Origin of the sequence: Sporosarcina sp. HYO08 (assembly GCF_001563475.1) — a bacterium.
GTDB lineage: Bacteria > Bacillota > Bacilli > Bacillales_A > Planococcaceae > Sporosarcina.
This window is the reverse complement of sequence record NZ_LPUT01000027.1, coordinates 197,792-213,985: the sequence shown is the minus strand read 5'-3', so window position 1 is coordinate 213,985 and position 16,194 is coordinate 197,792. Positions and strand designations below refer to the sequence as shown.

Sequence of the window (16,194 nt, the reverse complement as noted above, 5' to 3'; positions counted from 1 at the left end):
GGGCTTCCGCTTTTTTTGCGTTTAAAATAAATCGCGATATATTGTATTCAGAGCGCAAAATTCCCTTTTATTCGACAAAAAGATGTGTTATTGTATTTCTATTCTATTTATCAGAAAGGAACAAAGATTATGGCACAGATGCTTGCACTTGTTATTGTTGTTGCAGTTTTATTCATAGGAGATGTTATTTCTGTCCGTACGAAGGCATGGATTCCTTCCGTCTTTGTCTGTGCAGTGTTGTTCTTAATTGGATATTGGACCTTCTTTCCACAAGATATCGTCGCGACCGCTGGGATTCCACCTGTCGTTGCTTCGATGATGATTTACCTGCTTATTACGAATATGGGGACATTGCTTTCCATCCAGCAATTAAAAGAACAATGGAAAACGATTGTCATCTCCCTTGCTGGTATTTTGGGGATTGTCGTTGCATTATTTGGCATTGGCGCCCTAATTTTTGATATGAAAACAGTACTTGTTGCCATTCCGCCGCTCGTTGGAGGCATTGTTTCCGCACTTATTATGTCTGAAGGTGCTTCAGAGGCTGGACTTGCAACATTATCAGTATTTGCGATTGTCATTTATGCGATGCAAGGATTCGCGGGTTATCCGCTAACTTCCATCGTTTTGAATAAAGAAGGAAAACGTCTACTTGCGAAGTTCCGCAAAGGCGAACTTAAGGTAGATCCAGCAGCGGTCGAACCGCCTAAAGAAGAACAAAACAAACTTAAGTTGTTCCCTAAGTTGCCTGAAAAGTATAACACTGAATATTTTAAGTTTTTCAGACTTGCATTCGTTGGCTATTTAGCTTACTTAACATCCGTTGGTCTTGCACCGTTCGTTACTGTCAGTCCATATGTCATTTGTCTATTGTACGGAATTATCGGCGCGAGCATCGGATTTTTAGAGCGCCACACGCTTCAAAAAGCAAATGGATTTGGGATCGCGATTCTGGTTCTAATGCTATTCGTCTTTGACGGATTAAAAGTGGCGACCCCTTCTATGATGCTTGAAATTTTGTATCCACTCGTTGTTTGTATCGTTTTAGGTGTCATTGGGATGTATATTTTCTCATTGATCATCGGAAAAGTGTTGGGCGTTAGTAAGGAAATGGCGTTTGCAGTTTCATTGACAGCACTTTACGGCTTTCCGGCTGACTACATTATTACAAATGAAGTCATTAACTCCTTAACAGAAGATGAAAAAGAACGGGAAGCATTGACAAGTCATATGCTGCCGCCGATGCTTGTCGGAGGATTTATCAGCGTAACAATCGTATCGGTTATTCTCGCAGGTTTCTTTGTAGGATTCTTGTAAGAAAGGAGAACTGTTTGAATGAAAGCTAACGCCGAAAGAATTGAACAGTCTATTAAAGAATTAAGCAAATTCACCGCCACTCCCGGCCAAGGGGTAACGCGGCTCACTTATAGCGCGGAAGATTTACAAGCGCGTAAATATATTAAAGAAAAAATGAAAGACTACGGACTGACTGTTACTGAAGATGGGTTCGGCAATATTTTTGGAAAACTGGACGGCACGTTAGAAAATGCCCCTTCCGTCATCGCCGGCTCCCATTTTGACTCTGTTCCAAACGGCGGCGCATACGATGGCACAGCTGGTGTCGTCGTTGGATTAGAAGTGGCAGCGCTGTTTCAAGAACACAATTTGAAGCCAGCATACCCGCTTGAAATTATCGCTATGGTGGAGGAAGAAGGCTCCCGATTCGGCGGTGGACTCATGGGCTCCCGCGGGATGATGGGTTTATTAACCGAAGAAGATTTTAATACGTTGAGCGATCATGACGGTGTGTTAGCTATAGAAGCCATGCAAAAAATCGGCTTGGATCCTACTAAACCGAAAGTACGTGATCCACAATCGATCAAAGCCTTCCTTGAATTGCATATTGAACAAGGACCGATTTTAGAAGAAAAAGGCATTGATGTTGGCATTGTAGAAGCGATTGTTGGTCTTGCACAGCTGGAAGTGACAGTACAAGGACAAGCCGGGCACGCAGGCACAACGCCGATGAACCGACGCGCGGACGCTCTCGTATCAGCAGCAAAAATCATTGCGGCATTGCCGGAACTTGCGACGGAGGAAAGTGCAGACACGGTTATCACGACAGGCCGTTTAAACGTCTTTCCAAACGGTGCGAATGTCATTCCTGACAAAGTCGTTTTCACGCTCGATATCCGCTCAGGTGACGAGGCTCATGTGAAAAGTGCGCTCCAAAAAGTGAAAGCATTAATGGCAACTTATGACAAAGACGGCATTCAGATTGCGGTGGAGGAGCAGCTATTCATTCAACCGAAGAAAATGGATGAAAAGATTAAAGAGTTATTCAAAACAGCGAGTGATGAGTTAGGGATTCCATATCATTCGATGAATAGCGGTGCAGGACATGATGCAATGGTCTTTTCAGATTATACGGCAAGTGGCATGGTCTTCATTCCAAGCAAAGATGGACTGAGTCATTGTCCGGAGGAATGGTCGGATGCAAGTCATCTCGCGGCCGGCACGGACATTTTATTCAAAACGGCAGTACGTTTAACGGAGGCAACGACAAATGATAAATGAAAAGATTAAAGAGTTAATGGGTCAATATAGCGATGAATTAGTAGAATTGCGGAGAAAGTTCCATAGCGAGCCAGAGCTTTCATTTGAAGAAGTAAAAACGACGCAATTTGTTTGCGATTACTTGGATCAATTAGGCATCGCTTATCGGAAAACAGAGCCGACGGGTGTCATCGCAGAAATCAAAGGCGGAAAGCCCGGAGAAACTGTTGCGCTGCGCGGCGATATGGATGCTCTTTCTGTAAAGCAATTAAATACACACGTACCGTATGCATCTAAAATCGAAGGAAAAATGCATGCTTGCGGGCATGACACACATACAGCGATGCTCATGATTGCGGCGAAAGCATTGAATGAAGTGAAAGAAGAGTTAGCAGGAAACGTCCGTCTTTTATTCCAACCGGCGGAAGAAATTGCACAAGGTGCGAAAGCGATGGTCGAGCAAGGCGCAATGGAAGGCGTGGACAATGTATTCGGCATTCACATTTGGTCACAAGCACCGACGCATCATATTTCTTGTACACCAGGCCCATCGTTTGCCGCAGCAGACATTTTCAAAGTTCGTTTTAAAGGGAAAGGCGGACATGGGGCGATCCCGGAAGATTGCGTCGATGCGGTTATGGTTGCTTCTTCATTTGCCATGAATGTGCAAGCAGTCGTATCACGTACAATTGATCCACAAAGCCCGGCTGTTTTAACGATCGGAAAAATGGAAGTAGGAACACGCTTCAATGTCATTGCAGAAAATGCATTGCTTGAAGGAACAGTTCGTACGTTCCATCAAGATACGCGTGATCACATTGAAAACAGCATTACACAATTCGCAGAAAGCATTGCGACAATGTACGGCGCAACAGCGGAAGTGGAATATATTCGCGGCACACAGCCAGTCATTAATGACACAGAAAGCGCGCAACTTGTTCAGCAAGTCGCAACGGAAGCTTTTGGTGCAGAATTTTTGTACGACGAAAAACCAACAATGGGCGCAGAAGACTTCTCGTTCTTCTTAGATAAAGCACCAGGTTGCTTTGCACTTGTAGGTAGCGGAAATCCTGAAAAAGATACAGAATGGTCGCATCACCATGGGAACTTCGATATCGATGAAGATGCGCTGGCAACTGGCGCGGAACTGTATGCGCAGTATGCGTGGGCTTATTTGAACAAATGATTTGTGTGACGGAAAAGCTTAGGCTTTTCCGTTTTTTTAATTTGGAGCATTAATCAGAGCATATGTTATTCTAGGATGAAGGCTATTACAAAAGAGGTGAGCATGATCAATATCATTATCTGGACGATTATCGCATGCGAAATTGGTTTTTGGGTCGTGATTGCGCTTGGGCTCATTACCCGCTACTTCTTCAAAAATAAACGACTGGGCTTTTTCTTTCTTGCGCTTACACCTATTCTGGATCTGATCTTACTAATTGTTACTGCCGTAGATCTTACGAATGGAGCAACAGCCACGCAAGTACATGCAATTGCCGCTGTCTATCTTGGCATTTCGGTGGTCTTTGGAAAAAGTATGATTCAATGGGCGGATGAACGTTTTCTTTATTACTTTCAGAAAGGCCCGCAGCCCCGCTGGAAATCCGGCTATGAATATGCCCGCCATTCTTTGAAAGGCTCTTTAAAACATTTAGTGGCGTTTGTGATTGGTGTCGGCTTTCTTGTTACAATGATTTATTTGATCAATGATCCTACACGAACCGAAACATTGCAAAGCATGCTACAAGTTTGGGCGCTTGTACTTGGCATCGACTTTGCGATTTCGCTCTCTTATTTCATCTGGCCACGAGCGGAGAAGCCCAGGTAATTGTTTTTAAAGAGCGGATCTGTATGGATTAGCTTTTTTATATGTTGCAAGGAAGATGAACACCGATAAAAATAAACAAAAAACCGACCCTCTCCAGGTCGGCTCTTGTCATTTCACTATTATTCTACTTCACAATAACCGCATACCACTTCAGCAACTGATTTCGCTGAGACAAGCAACGCATCTTCATCAATATCAAATTTCGGGTGATGGTTCATATAAGCTCTTTCTACGCCTTTTGGTTTGCACCCAATATTGTAGAACAGCCCTGGGACTTTCTCCAAGTAGTAAGCAAAGTCTTCGGATCCCGAGAACATTGGGAACTCGATGACTTCCTTGATAGCTGGATTGTCCGCATTTTCTAAAATAGACACGACATTCTCAGTGACCTCTGGATCATTGTAAAGTGGCGGATAGTCAGCTGTGTAGGTCAGCTCACAATGAACATCGAACTCAACACCAATGCCATCAACGATTCTGCGGACTTCTTGTTCAATAATCTTTTGCGTCCCTTCCGTCATGTAGCGGACGTCCCCTTCAATTGTAATGCTGTCTTTAATGACATTGAAGGATCCTTTCCCGTCAAAAGAACCGATCGTGACAACACCCATTTCGAATGGATTCAAGCGGCGGCTGACGATTGTTTGAATGGCTGTGACAAAATGCGCGCCCGCAACAATTGGATCATTCGCTTGGTGCGGCGACGAACCGTGTCCGCCTTTCCCTTGAATGACGAGTTTGAAATACGTTCTGCCTGCCATGGCAAAGCCGCTGCGGTAACCGATCGTTCCGACTGGATGTGTCGGGAATAAATGTGTCCCAAACACATAATCCAAGTCATCTAAAAGACCTGACTCGACAATGCTTTTCGCACCGCCTGGAGGTGTTTCTTCCGCATGCTGGTGAATGATTTTAATCGTTCCAGCGATGGAATCTTTCAACTGGATCAAGCAATCCGCCAAAATCAGCATGTAGGCGGTATGGCCATCATGACCGCATGCATGCATGACCCCTTCGTTTTTCGACTTAAATGGCACATCCGTTTCTTCATGAATCGGCAGCGCATCAAAATCAGCGCGAAGACCAATCGTTTTACCCGGCTTGCCGCCTTTAATCGTCACAATGATACCGTAACCGTTCCCCACATTTGTATGCAGCTCCACGTCTTTTCCTTGATAAAAATCGGCAATATATTGTGCCGTTTCCTGCTCCTGAAAAGATAACTCCGGGTTTTCATGCAAATGTCTTCGAATCGCAATCATTTCATCTTTACGGCTTTCAAGCATGCCCATTAATTGTTGTTTCAATCTATTCAACTCCCTTTGTTTGTTCGTTCATCCTTTGCATTCCCTTTAAGCCGTTTCCTTAGTCTTTTTCATTTTATCCAGTAATAAACAGACGATCACTGTTCCCAAAATGCATAAAAAGGTTTGTAATGAACGCGGCACAGGTCCCAAATTCACGAACAATCCAAATGCGATTCCGATGACACCCCACATCGGCTTTTGCATGGCAAATTGGGCGATGACGCCCCCGAAAATGGCTGGCAGGACAAATCGGAATGTAGATGTCAGTGACTCCGGCAGAAGTGTTAAAAAGTAAGAGCCACCCACAATGACAAACAACAGCATCGTCGTATTCACAATGGACGCCGCCGAAATCGCGAGTGTCGCAGTAATTTCACCTTTTTTCGTGCCAGGTTCCGCTCCCACTACACTTTGTGCAATCGAAGCACTTGGTAAACACATACTGCCGATATTTCCCGTTAAAAATGCTAAATACGTACCGGATACACCTAATACCGGATAATAGCTAATCGGCTCAATAAACCAGACGACCGCCACAATCGCCGCATACGCTGAAAATCCTGTCAAAATCGCAGACCACCCTGGATGATAACCGAGGCCAAACGAAAGATATAACGGAAGCGAAATCGTCAAAAGGATAACCGACCAAATGGTTAACCGACCCCAAAAATGAGATTTCGTGTGAAATGTTTCAAAACCAATGGCTTGTGTGGTTGTTTCTGTATAAGATACCTGCTGCGTAGCTGTATTCATTTCTTTGCTAATTGTCATTTAGTCCCAACCTCCTTAAGATAACAAGTAACCAACTGACAATCCAACGAGAATAACCAATCCCAATGACCATTCCCGCAGCCAGCTTGCATTCAACTTTTTCGATAACATAATAATAATTGGCATGACAAGGAATGCAGCTATTAAAACGATCGATTCAGTTACACCTTTAATCATTTCACTGCCGCCAAGAAAACTGAACGCACCAATCATCGCTGCAGTAGAAACAGCTTTTAAAAGTGTGACATTATTTCCTTTGCGGGCAACTTTTGTTTGTATTTTGTCAAGTGACTTCGTAAATAAGGCGACAAATAATAACCACCCCATGCCGCCAAGGCACATTACCCATACCGCATTCGTAAATGCAATTTCATTGAATTTGGGTGATCCTAAATCGACGCCGACCGCTTGTGAACCTAAACTTGCACCGACTGTTTCGATAGGTGCTGATCCAACGATCCCAATCCGCATCAATGTTACGGGATCCCCAATGAGTGTAATTAAAGAAATGGCAACGACGATAATCGCAAAGGAAGGTCCTAACGCACTAATCGCCCCAGCCCGAACCGCGGCACCTACTTCCTTTTTATTCATACCGACAGCCGGCGCTGCTTGTGAAGCGATTCGAATAAAAACAATCGCTTGAAAAATGACGATCACGACTACAAGTGCTGCAAAAACCCAAATGACAGGACTGTTCGCCAACTCCATTGCTTGTTTCATCGCTGTCTCTCCTTTTCTTGAAATGTTTTTCGACTTTTGAATGTACCTACTATACAAAAAATCCGTACGTTTTACAATAGTAAACTTTGAATGTTCGTGTTTTTAGGCGATATGTATGATTTAATCTCTTAAATTCGATTTATTTCCATCAATATGTAGCGAAACTTTTCTTTTAGCTTTCAAAATAAAAAAACACCAAGCTACGAATAGCCTGGCGTCATTCATTTCACAAACATATTTCTATCATTGATTTTCAAATGCTTCACGGTACCACTTCGCTGCCGCTTCCACTTCTGTGCGTGTTAGCGAATGTCCATTCATTTCCCAATGAACGGCCGTTTTGGCACCCGCATTTGTGAGCAGTTCGTCCAACTCCTCTGATTCTTCCGGCGGACACATCGGATCGTTTTTCCCTGCCGCAATGAAAACCTCCGTACTTCCTAGGTTCGGTAATGCGATACCGCGTCTCGGCACCATTGGATGATGAAGAATCGCGCCTTTTAAACTGTCCGCATAATGGAATAAAAGACTTGCTGCGATATTCGCCCCATTTGAATAGCCAATCGCAATGATATTTGAACGATCAAATTCATATTTTTCTGCGGCCTCACCTAAAAACTGATGCAATTCCTTCGTACGGAAAATTAAGTCCTCCTCATCAAAAACACCCATCGCCAATCTGCGGAAAAAACGCGGCATGCCATTTTCCAGTACGTTACCGCGTACACTTAATACGGATGCTTCCGGGTCAATCATTTCAGCGAGCGGTAGCAAGTCTTGCTCTGTCCCACCTGTACCATGAAGAAGCAGCAAAACTGGTTTGGCTGGATTGCTCCCTTGTTTAAATAGATGTTTCATTATAAATATCCCCCAGTCATTTTCCACTATCTCGAATTCAAGGTAATTATAACAAGTGCACTTCCTACTGTCAAAAACCTCACTCAAAATTCGAGCAGCGCCAATATTGTCGAGAAACGACACGCGATAACCAAGCGAGCCCTTTACTTTCTGCCAAGTAAACCGGCACCCAATCGGGATCCTCCTCACGCATCACGTACATTTCATGATGGGGGGCAGCATCGTGAAAACCTGTCATATCAAAAGTACCGTCTTGCCTCAGAATCACGCGCATTTCATAATCGATACTCGGTGCGGTTGTTAACGGATTCCCGACACGGTGAACGAGATGAAAGCCGGATTCCCCTTCTTTATGATCCATTCTTTCTAGTTGAATGCCATCAAGGGGGGCTGTCGCTTTTTCCCGAAACTGGTGGAAATGACTGTAAGCAATTGAAGGACCAATCTTTTTTGTAAATGTCATCGGAGATCGTTCTACATCGTAAGCGAGGTCAATTCCTACGCGTGTCCTAAAGTTTTCACTGTTCGCATCAAAGTCCCTGCCGTCTCCTTTAAAATAACGATTGAGGGAAAGAAAGTTAGGGTTCGCCACCCAGTCGTCGGATAGAAATGTTGTATATCTAAACTTCCAGCGGTCGATTTTATTCCGCTCTTTTTCCATTGCAGGCTGCAGTAAATTTTTCGGCTTTCCAATCTGTTTAACCAAGACAAACCCTTCTTCGGCTGCGCTTTTCGAACCTTTCCGATTCAGTCGGTCAAAAATGCTTGAAACGAAGGACTTGCTCACATTAAATAACTCTTCGGATTTAATAAGCGGGCGCTTGCATTGGATGGCATATCGGTATGTTTCATCCAACGAGAAATTTCGGTCTATGTAGCTGTTTCCACGTACTGTTTCTATAAATCGCCCATTTCGATACACATCGTATTCATGCACATCTTTTAATAGTTCCCACGATAAGGCGATTTGTGTTTTGGCCACGATAGCTGTAAAAACAAGTTGTTGCAGAGGATTTTCTTTACTTTTTAATTGTGCAAATGCAGATGTTTGCATCGCAATGACGTCCACGACTTGCCCTTCTTCAATGCGCTCGATCGTATACGTATACATTTTGGCATGCTTGAGATCGCCGTCACTGCATTCGGGAACAGTTCCTTCATAAATAGGCATCCCATCTTTATATACTTTATAGAGGCCGCCTCGATCATTCCACATAAATGAAATGGCATCATGTTCATGCGTGACGGATTGAATTTCAAAATTCATATTGAATGACACCCCCTTTTTTAATTCAAAGTTTGGGGCAAATTGCACGGGACTAAACCCCTTTATGAATGGAAAGAGGAAACATTTTATAGTTTGTCGAATTGTATACATAAAAGGTGGGATTCGAAATTTTTAATGAAGGGAAGGATGGCAATGGATCGTTCTTGGATGAAATGGCTTTGGCCGATTTTATGGATGGTTGGATTGGTGATAATCCTTTTTGCATTTTCACATTTTGGGCAAGTGGTCGCGGAACAAACTGCCAGAACGTTTAATATGGCAGCAAAAGTTTGGTTCGAAACCATTGTACCTTTCGCAGCCGGGCTTTATCTTTCACTTCTTTGTGTCAAGGATTGGACATTTCGCCCGAACTGGCCGACCTTGCTGTTGATCACTTTACCTTGTCTCCTGATTACCTTTTATCCACCAGTCGTATTTTCCCTTTCCACTACAACAATCCATTTTCCCTTACCGCTTTGGCTTTTTGAATTTGGGTTATCCCGTATCCTTCCGATCGCAGCCGGTTTGTCACTCGTGATGGGATTGTTTTGGGGTTCTAAAAGATGAATTAACAGTAAAAGACCTTTCATCTATTTGTCACAAGATGAAAGGTCTTTTGATTATTCTTTCGTAAATTCTTTTGTACTGCGCACTGTGTCAATGGGTCTGACCAACTTTTCAATTTGCTCCCGCTGTGGCTCTAAAAATGGCGGCAGTGATAACTTTTCACCTAATGTTTCGTAGGGTTCATCACCCATAAAGCCCGGTCCATCCGTCGCCAATTCAAATAGAATGCCAGGTGCCACGCGTGTGTAAGTGGATTTGAAGAAGAAACGATCGACAAATCCGGATGAACGAAGTCCGATCTGATCAAATCGCTCAATCCATTCCTCCAACACTGCTTTGTCCTCTACGCGGAATGCAGCATGGTGTACAGTACCAAAACCTTGGCGTCCCGGTGGAAGCGTTGTATTTTCTTCAATAATGACTTGTGCACCATTCCCGCCTTCTCCCATGTCAAATAGATGAAGGTCTCCTTCTTGTGCGATTTCATTGAACAAGAATACTTTTTCCAACACTTCTTTCATATACGCAAAGTCGGCGATGCGAATATGAATCGGACCTAACCCCGTAATCGCATATTCTAAAGGAATTGGACCTTTTTGCCATGGCGTGCCGGATGCAATACCTTTGTTATTTTCATCCGATATGAGCTGATAGTATTGATCGTCAAAATCAACGAAAGACAATACTTTTACACCAAATTGTTCTTGAATGCCCTCATGTTTCACGTCTAATCGATCAAAACGTTTCACCCAATAATCGAGTGCTGCATCTGTCGGCACACGGAACGCCGTACGGTAAATTTCATTTGTTCCATGTGTCCCTTTTGGAATACCCGGGAAATCGAAAAATGTCATGTCTGTCCCAGCGCTACCCACGTCATCTGCAAAAAATAAGTGATACGTTTGAATATCGTCTTGGTTGACCGTCTTTTTTACTAGACGCATTCCCAATACATTTGTAAAAAATTTATAATTTTCCTCCGCACTGCTCGTAATGGCAGTAACGTGGTGAAGACCTTTTAACTGAGTTGTCATTTCCTTCACCCTCCTTGGATTTTTATCTCGAATTCAAGATAATTTTATTACAACTAAAAACCAATGTCAAGATTTTCGAAAATCTACCTGATCCTATTTACTTTGCCGCAAACAAAAAGAAGTAACCGTCCTCGACTGATAAGTTTTGACGGTTACTTCTATTATGTCTGGACTAACCACTCTTCCAGTGATTCGTTAGTTCTCTCGGAATTCTGATTCAAGTCGTTTGATAAACTCCTCCGCGGCGCTGTATCCTTCATCTTTGAGATACCAGTTATTCGCTGCCGCTTCGATCAATCCCGCGATGTCACGTCCTGGCTGGAGCTGAATTTTAATATGCGGAACCTGCACGCCCATGTAGTCGACAAACTTTGCTTCCGTCTCCAGCTCATTGTTCAGCTCATTTTCACCCCACTTCGTCAATTCAATATCGAGCGTAATCCGTGTCTCCTGCTTAAAGGCAGCTCTTCCGTAAAGACGGACGACATTTAACAAGCCGATACTGCGAAGAGCAAGAAATTCTTTATTTTTTTCATCACAAGTACCAAGTATTGTTTGCGGACTTAGCTGCCTTAACACAACAATATCGTCAGCTACTAAGCGGTGTCCGCGTCGAATGAGCGCATGAGCCGTTTCACTTTTCCCGACACCGGACTTACCGCGCAGTAAAATGCCAATCCCCGCGACATTCATACAAACGCCGTGTATCGCAATTTCCGGCGCCATCGCTTTCACAACATACGCATCCAATTTTCCGATCAGTTCACTCGTAGATTTAGATGTACGCAACACAGGTATCTTTTTTTCCGCACAGTATTGGGTCAACCCTAAAGGTTCCTTTTGCCCCCACGTAATGATAATACAAGGCGGCGCATATTGAACAAGATTGCCAATTCGCAGCTTACACTCTTCATTTGGCAGCATGTGAAGATATTGTACTTCGCTTTTACCAAGGATTTGCACATGCTCTCTTTCGATAAAATCGAAGTAATCCATGAACTCCAACCCCGGCCGCCGCACTTTTCTTTTTTTAAGCACACAGTGCAAGTGGTCATGTCCACTCAATACTTCTAGCGAAAACTTCTTCACAATCTCTTCTATCGTCACGGTCTTCATATACAATCCCCCAATTGTTCTACGATCCTTGTTTGATGCATGTACTCATCGTACCTCTATTTTACCGGAAAAGAATTTAACAATTTGTGTCCAAATCAAGTGACAGAAGTGACGTTTTTTAGAAGAACCTTTAGACCACTCATATGACTCAAGTATTTAGCAATTGTTCTGGAACTAGACACTTATTTTTTCTTGCTTCACGATTGTATAGATAATTCCGCCGAAAACGAGCAAGATACCAACTGTTTGGTACATAGATGGTTGAAAATCTAAAATAAGCATATCCAGTAGAATGGCAACAACCGGGTCCACAAACACTAACGCGGAAATCACAACCGTCGGTAATTGCCGAAGACTATTGAAAAATAAATAATAGACAAATCCAGTATGTATGAGGCCTGTCCCAATGATGTACCACCAATTCGAATCACTTAAGCCGTTGAATACTGTGAAATTCATAAACGGGAATAACATAACAATCCCAACAGTCGTTTGAACAAACGTCATCGCATACGCACTAATCTCTTTTATCCCTTTTCCAATGAGCATTGTCATGGCATAACAGATAGCCGAGAGAATCGCCCAACCAAAACCCGAACCGACAAATTGTGATAAAGAGGTAAAGTTCTGGATTCCAATAATGAATACACTTCCTAGAAAACAAGTGACAATCGCCAGCAATGCTGTCAGTGTCATTTTCTCTTTTAAAAATAAACTGCCGATAATCAATACAAAAATCGGTGCTAAATTATAAAGCGTAATGGCAACCGTAATGGACATTTCTTCGAATGCCTTGAACAAAAACACCCAGTTCAGTACTAAAAACACGCCACAAATAATCGTTTGTACAACTTCCCGCTTTCTCCAAATTTCTATCTTATGCCCACCAGTGATGAGCCAACAAAACCCTAAAAAAAGCGTGGCACAAATACACCGGACGAAAACGAGTTCAGCCGCGGGAATTCCGGTTTGTACCGTGAAGAACCCAATCGATCCGAAGATTGCCATTGCTAGTGTCATTTGTAGTATTGGAACTCTTTTCATGCGGATCACCTCCTTTGCTTAACTTCCGTTCCTCTTGCCAAGAAAACACCCGTGTCGATATCATTTTTCATATGAAAAAGCAGTAGCCGTCCTTCAATAAAGATTTGAAGGCTACTGCTTTTCTTCTACACATACTGTTATTCTTGAGAATTCTAGGGTGCCAGGCATAGACATCCATTCGCGTCCCTTCGCGAATTGTGGCTGTGCCTGGCACCCGTGTCAACACGATTACGCTTCAATCAAATAGTGATAAAGCTTCTTCTCCACGGCCTGCTCCATTACCATATTCATATGAACGACCGGTTTACTATCTGCCATACGATCCTCTTGAACACTTAACTTGTCCGGTTCCCCCTTACCAAGATAATAAAAATCTGTTCCTTCATCGTCATCTTTTTTCACAAAAATATGGACGTCGATATCGTTTTCGTCTGAATGAATGATTTTTTGAACTTCCTGCGATTGAATTGTCCGATTGCTTCTTGTATACCATTTAAAGAGTCCCGCGTTTATAAATTCGTCGCCATAGTCAATACTCGACTCAACATTGTCGTGTTTATGATAAGTAACGAAAATGGGGCAAGATCCATGTTTCGATTTGTATCCATAGACCGTTGAACTTTCATCACTGTCCCAATTCAATAGTTTACATGCATCTTTTCTCGAATACTTTCCATAAAGTGTGAAGGCTTGACTACACGTATAAGATTTCGATTTTATCTTTGCACTTCCAATGATATCTTTCAACAAAATGACAAAGTGGGAACTGTTCACTAAACTTTTTTGAATCATTTCATCAAACGAATAACCATGCTTTTCATTAAAAATCACAACTGGTTTTTCTCCATACTTCTTTTGAACACTTTGTGTGAAAAAAGACAAATTAAGTACTCGGTTTACAGATGCAATCGTTGCCTCATCAGTTCGACAGCCACTTGCCCTAAGGCGCTGAATAAATTCATCGAGTGAGACAACCTCTTGTTCTAACAACATTTCCAGTAATATAACTTCATGCAAACGTTTGCCATTTAACACTTCTAACGAAAGCATCGTCAAAACCTTTTCTTCATATGCCGTAAGGACAGGCACTTCTTCTTTCATTTTTAATAAAAACTGATAGTAGTTGGTATGTTTCTCCACAATAACGTTAGGGTCGATGGAACGTTGCTCAATAAAATCAATTAAATAAGGAACACGACCGATTTTGTTTTTCAATTGCGTATAGGCATCCCGTAATATTTTTAACGTCGTAAGATTACTACTGCTAATTGAACTGAAAATACGCTTTTTCGCGATTTCCTCGAAATTCACAGTAGAAACACCTTTAATATAACTTGTATCTTTTGTATGTCTACGAACATTGTCTTTATTCATTGACTGGTCGCCGGAAAGAGCTATTGGAATTAAATAATTATTATTGTAGTTACCGATAAAATCAATGATCGTTACATATTCTTTTGAGCCATGTTTTCGTAAGCCACGGCCAAGTTGTTGAATAAAAATGATGCTGGATTGTGTTTGCCTAAGCATGACGACTTGATTAATACAGGGGATGTCAATCCCTTCGTTAAAGATATCGACGGTTAAAATATAATCCAAATATCCATTTTCCAAGCGAGTAACTTGGCGTTCTCTTTCTTCAGGGGAATCTTCACCCGTTAGCGCAACGGTTCGTAATCCTCTTTGATTGAATGCAGCCGATAATTCGATCGCCTCGGTCTTTCTACTACAAAACATCAACCCTTTGACTTCCTTACCAGAAAATCCGTAGTAATCAATCTTTTCGATAATATGCGATACCCGTTCTTCTGTTACAAGATGTGAAAAAACCGCTGTATCATCGACCGCTTTTCCATCGATTTCGAGATCTGTTACACCAAAATAATGAAATGGACAAAGCATGTCTTCTTCTAGCGCTTCCTGTAAACGAATTTCATAAGCGATATTATAATCAAACAACTCGTAAATATTAAAGTCGTCTGTTCGTTCTGGCGTTGCCGTCATGCCCATAAAAAATTTAGGTTTAAAATAATCGATTACCCGTAAATAAGAGGCCGCCCCCGCTTTATGAACTTCATCTATTAAAATATAATCAAAATCCGTTGGGTCAAAGAGCTCCAGATTTTCAGGCTTAGATAATGTTTGAATACTAGCAAACATATATTTCTTTTCTATTTGTCTACTCGTTCCAACAAAAGTTCCAAACTCATGTTCAATTCCGCCGAGCACCTTTTGAAAGTCTTCTTTCGCCTTATTTAATATTTGTTCACGATGTACGATAAACAACATTCGCTTTGGCGCAAAGTTCCTAACGTCAAAAGCAGATAAATAGGTTTTTCCAGTCCCCGTCGCGGAAATGACAAGCCCTTTCTCTTTTCCTTCATCCCTAATCGCTTGAATTTGCTTGAGCGCGGCCTGTTGCATTTTATTTGGAACGATTTTAAGGGATTCTTCAATGGCGTTTATACGATAATCATTGGAAGGCAGTTCAACTATTTGCTCTGCCGCATTAACAGTTGCATTTTGAGCATATTCAATTTCATAGTTTTCAATCCATTGTTCTGTAAGCCTTTCCGAACCAAGCCATACCTCTTCAAATTGATTTTTAAAATGATGAACAATGTCACCATTCTCATGCGAAGTCAATTTTACATTCCACTCATAATTCACTTTCAAAGCATGCGCCGTTAAATTAGAACTTCCAACAATCAACGAATAATGTGTTTTTTGTTTGAATATATATCCTTTCGAATGAAAACCTTCTAAAGATGTTAATCGTACTTCCACATTCGTTAACTTCAACAGCTCTTTAAATACTTTTGGCTGATTAAAGTATAAATAGGTAGACGTTAGGATCCGACCTTTTACACCTTTTTCTTTCAAGTCCAATAGTAAAGATTTTAGTGTCGCCAAACCACTTTCAGTAATAAAAGCTACAGAAAATAAAAAGTCCTCACTTGTTTGAAGTTCTTCCTGAAGTGCGTTCAATACATTGACGTTTGCTTTTCCATTATTAACGAGGAGTTCTGGCTTAAAGCTGCCTGATTTATGTACTGATTTGTCAATAAACCCTTCGTGCAAAGAAACTTCTAGATTTTTAATAAAAGCCTCCATCACTAC

The 16,194-nt window shown here is 42.1% G+C and carries 14 protein-coding genes; 5 read left to right on the top strand and 9 right to left on the bottom strand.

What is annotated here, in order from left to right; all coding sequences use genetic code 11:
* Positions 1–129: 129 nt before the first annotated feature.
* The 4 genes from AU377_RS10255 to AU377_RS10240 all read left to right on the top strand — a co-directional run bounded on the left by AU377_RS10255 (position 130) and on the right by AU377_RS10240 (position 4,387).
* Entirely contained in the window at positions 130–1,317 is a 1,188-nt protein-coding gene (locus AU377_RS10255; RefSeq protein WP_067407650.1) for a hypothetical protein, read from the top strand.
* Positions 1,318–1,335: 18 nt separating this feature from the next.
* Entirely contained in the window at positions 1,336–2,577 is a 1,242-nt protein-coding gene (locus AU377_RS10250; protein ID WP_067407648.1) for a Zn-dependent hydrolase, read from the top strand.
* A complete protein-coding gene (locus AU377_RS10245) occupies positions 2,567–3,742 on the top strand; it encodes a M20 family metallopeptidase (protein ID WP_067407647.1) in 1,176 nt (391 codons plus the stop codon). The genes AU377_RS10250 and AU377_RS10245 overlap by 11 nt, the downstream gene beginning before the upstream one ends.
* Positions 3,743–3,847: 105 nt before the next feature.
* Positions 3,848–4,387 carry a hypothetical protein gene (locus AU377_RS10240; protein ID WP_067407890.1) on the top strand — a complete coding sequence of 180 codons (540 nt, stop codon included), beginning with the start codon at positions 3,848–3,850 and terminating at the stop codon, positions 4,385–4,387.
* Between the two features lie 119 nt (positions 4,388–4,506).
* Here AU377_RS10240 and AU377_RS10235 read toward each other — a convergent pair whose 3' ends face one another.
* The 5 genes from AU377_RS10235 to AU377_RS10215 all read right to left on the bottom strand — a co-directional run bounded on the left by AU377_RS10235 (position 4,507) and on the right by AU377_RS10215 (position 9,313).
* The gene (locus tag AU377_RS10235) at positions 4,507–5,694 is read right to left on the bottom strand and encodes a M20 family metallopeptidase (protein ID WP_067407645.1); all 1,188 of its coding nucleotides are present in this window, start codon (positions 5,692–5,694) and stop codon (positions 4,507–4,509) included.
* A 45-nt stretch (positions 5,695–5,739) separates the two neighbouring features.
* The gene (locus tag AU377_RS10230; protein WP_156450428.1) at positions 5,740–6,465 is read right to left on the bottom strand and encodes a small-conductance mechanosensitive channel; all 726 of its coding nucleotides are present in this window, start codon (positions 6,463–6,465) and stop codon (positions 5,740–5,742) included.
* Positions 6,466–6,480: 15 nt separating this feature from the next.
* Positions 6,481–7,188, bottom strand: a complete 708-nt coding sequence (locus AU377_RS10225; RefSeq protein WP_067407643.1) for a DUF5058 family protein — start codon at positions 7,186–7,188, stop codon at positions 6,481–6,483.
* Between the two features lie 243 nt (positions 7,189–7,431).
* A complete protein-coding gene (locus tag AU377_RS10220) occupies positions 7,432–8,046 on the bottom strand; it encodes an alpha/beta hydrolase (RefSeq protein WP_067407641.1) in 615 nt (204 codons plus the stop codon).
* Positions 8,047–8,125: 79 nt separating this feature from the next.
* The gene (locus AU377_RS10215; protein ID WP_067407639.1) at positions 8,126–9,313 is read right to left on the bottom strand and encodes a DUF3238 domain-containing protein; all 1,188 of its coding nucleotides are present in this window, start codon (positions 9,311–9,313) and stop codon (positions 8,126–8,128) included.
* Between the two features lie 153 nt (positions 9,314–9,466).
* Between AU377_RS10215 and AU377_RS10210 the strand changes: the two genes are divergently transcribed.
* Positions 9,467–9,880, top strand: coding sequence for a hypothetical protein (locus AU377_RS10210; RefSeq protein WP_067407637.1), 414 nt, complete (start codon positions 9,467–9,469; stop codon positions 9,878–9,880).
* 53 nt (positions 9,881–9,933) lie between these two features.
* On the opposite strand, the gene AU377_RS10205 is transcribed toward AU377_RS10210, so the two are convergent.
* The 4 genes from AU377_RS10205 to AU377_RS10190 form a co-directional block, all read right to left on the bottom strand.
* A complete protein-coding gene (locus tag AU377_RS10205) occupies positions 9,934–10,914 on the bottom strand; it encodes a ring-cleaving dioxygenase (RefSeq protein ID WP_067407635.1) in 981 nt (326 codons plus the stop codon).
* 195 nt (positions 10,915–11,109) lie between these two features.
* Positions 11,110–12,030, bottom strand: a complete 921-nt coding sequence (gene hprK / locus AU377_RS10200) for an HPr(Ser) kinase/phosphatase (RefSeq protein WP_067407633.1) — start codon at positions 12,028–12,030, stop codon at positions 11,110–11,112.
* Positions 12,031–12,204: 174 nt separating this feature from the next.
* On the bottom strand, positions 12,205–13,074 hold the full coding sequence (locus tag AU377_RS10195; RefSeq protein WP_067407631.1) for a DMT family transporter: 870 nt from the start codon (positions 13,072–13,074) through the stop codon (positions 12,205–12,207).
* Between the two features lie 228 nt (positions 13,075–13,302).
* Positions 13,303–16,188, bottom strand: coding sequence for a DUF3427 domain-containing protein (locus tag AU377_RS10190; protein ID WP_067407629.1), 2,886 nt, complete (start codon positions 16,186–16,188; stop codon positions 13,303–13,305).
* Positions 16,189–16,194: the final 6 nt, after the last annotated feature.

Bases quoted from the DNA above. Each gene is read 5' to 3' on its own strand.
- AU377_RS10255 (WP_067407650.1), top strand. From the start codon at position 130: ATGGCACAGATGCTTGCACTTGTTATTGTTGTTGCAGTTTTATTCATA.
- AU377_RS10250 (WP_067407648.1), top strand. From the start codon at position 1,336: ATGAAAGCTAACGCCGAAAGAATTGAACAGTCTATTAAAGAATTAAGC.
- AU377_RS10245 (WP_067407647.1), top strand. From the start codon at position 2,567: ATGATAAATGAAAAGATTAAAGAGTTAATGGGTCAATATAGCGATGAA.
- AU377_RS10230 (WP_156450428.1), bottom strand. From the start codon at position 6,465: ATGACAATTAGCAAAGAAATGAATACAGCTACGCAGCAGGTATCTTAT.
- AU377_RS10225 (WP_067407643.1), bottom strand. From the start codon at position 7,188: ATGAAACAAGCAATGGAGTTGGCGAACAGTCCTGTCATTTGGGTTTTT.
- AU377_RS10220 (WP_067407641.1), bottom strand. From the start codon at position 8,046: ATGAAACATCTATTTAAACAAGGGAGCAATCCAGCCAAACCAGTTTTG.
- AU377_RS10215 (WP_067407639.1), bottom strand. From the start codon at position 9,313: ATGAATTTTGAAATTCAATCCGTCACGCATGAACATGATGCCATTTCA.
- AU377_RS10210 (WP_067407637.1), top strand. From the start codon at position 9,467: ATGGATCGTTCTTGGATGAAATGGCTTTGGCCGATTTTATGGATGGTT.
- AU377_RS10205 (WP_067407635.1), bottom strand. From the start codon at position 10,914: ATGACAACTCAGTTAAAAGGTCTTCACCACGTTACTGCCATTACGAGC.
- hprK (WP_067407633.1), bottom strand. From the start codon at position 12,030: ATGAAGACCGTGACGATAGAAGAGATTGTGAAGAAGTTTTCGCTAGAA.
- AU377_RS10195 (WP_067407631.1), bottom strand. From the start codon at position 13,074: ATGAAAAGAGTTCCAATACTACAAATGACACTAGCAATGGCAATCTTC.
- AU377_RS10190 (WP_067407629.1), bottom strand. From the start codon at position 16,188: ATGGAGGCTTTTATTAAAAATCTAGAAGTTTCTTTGCACGAAGGGTTT.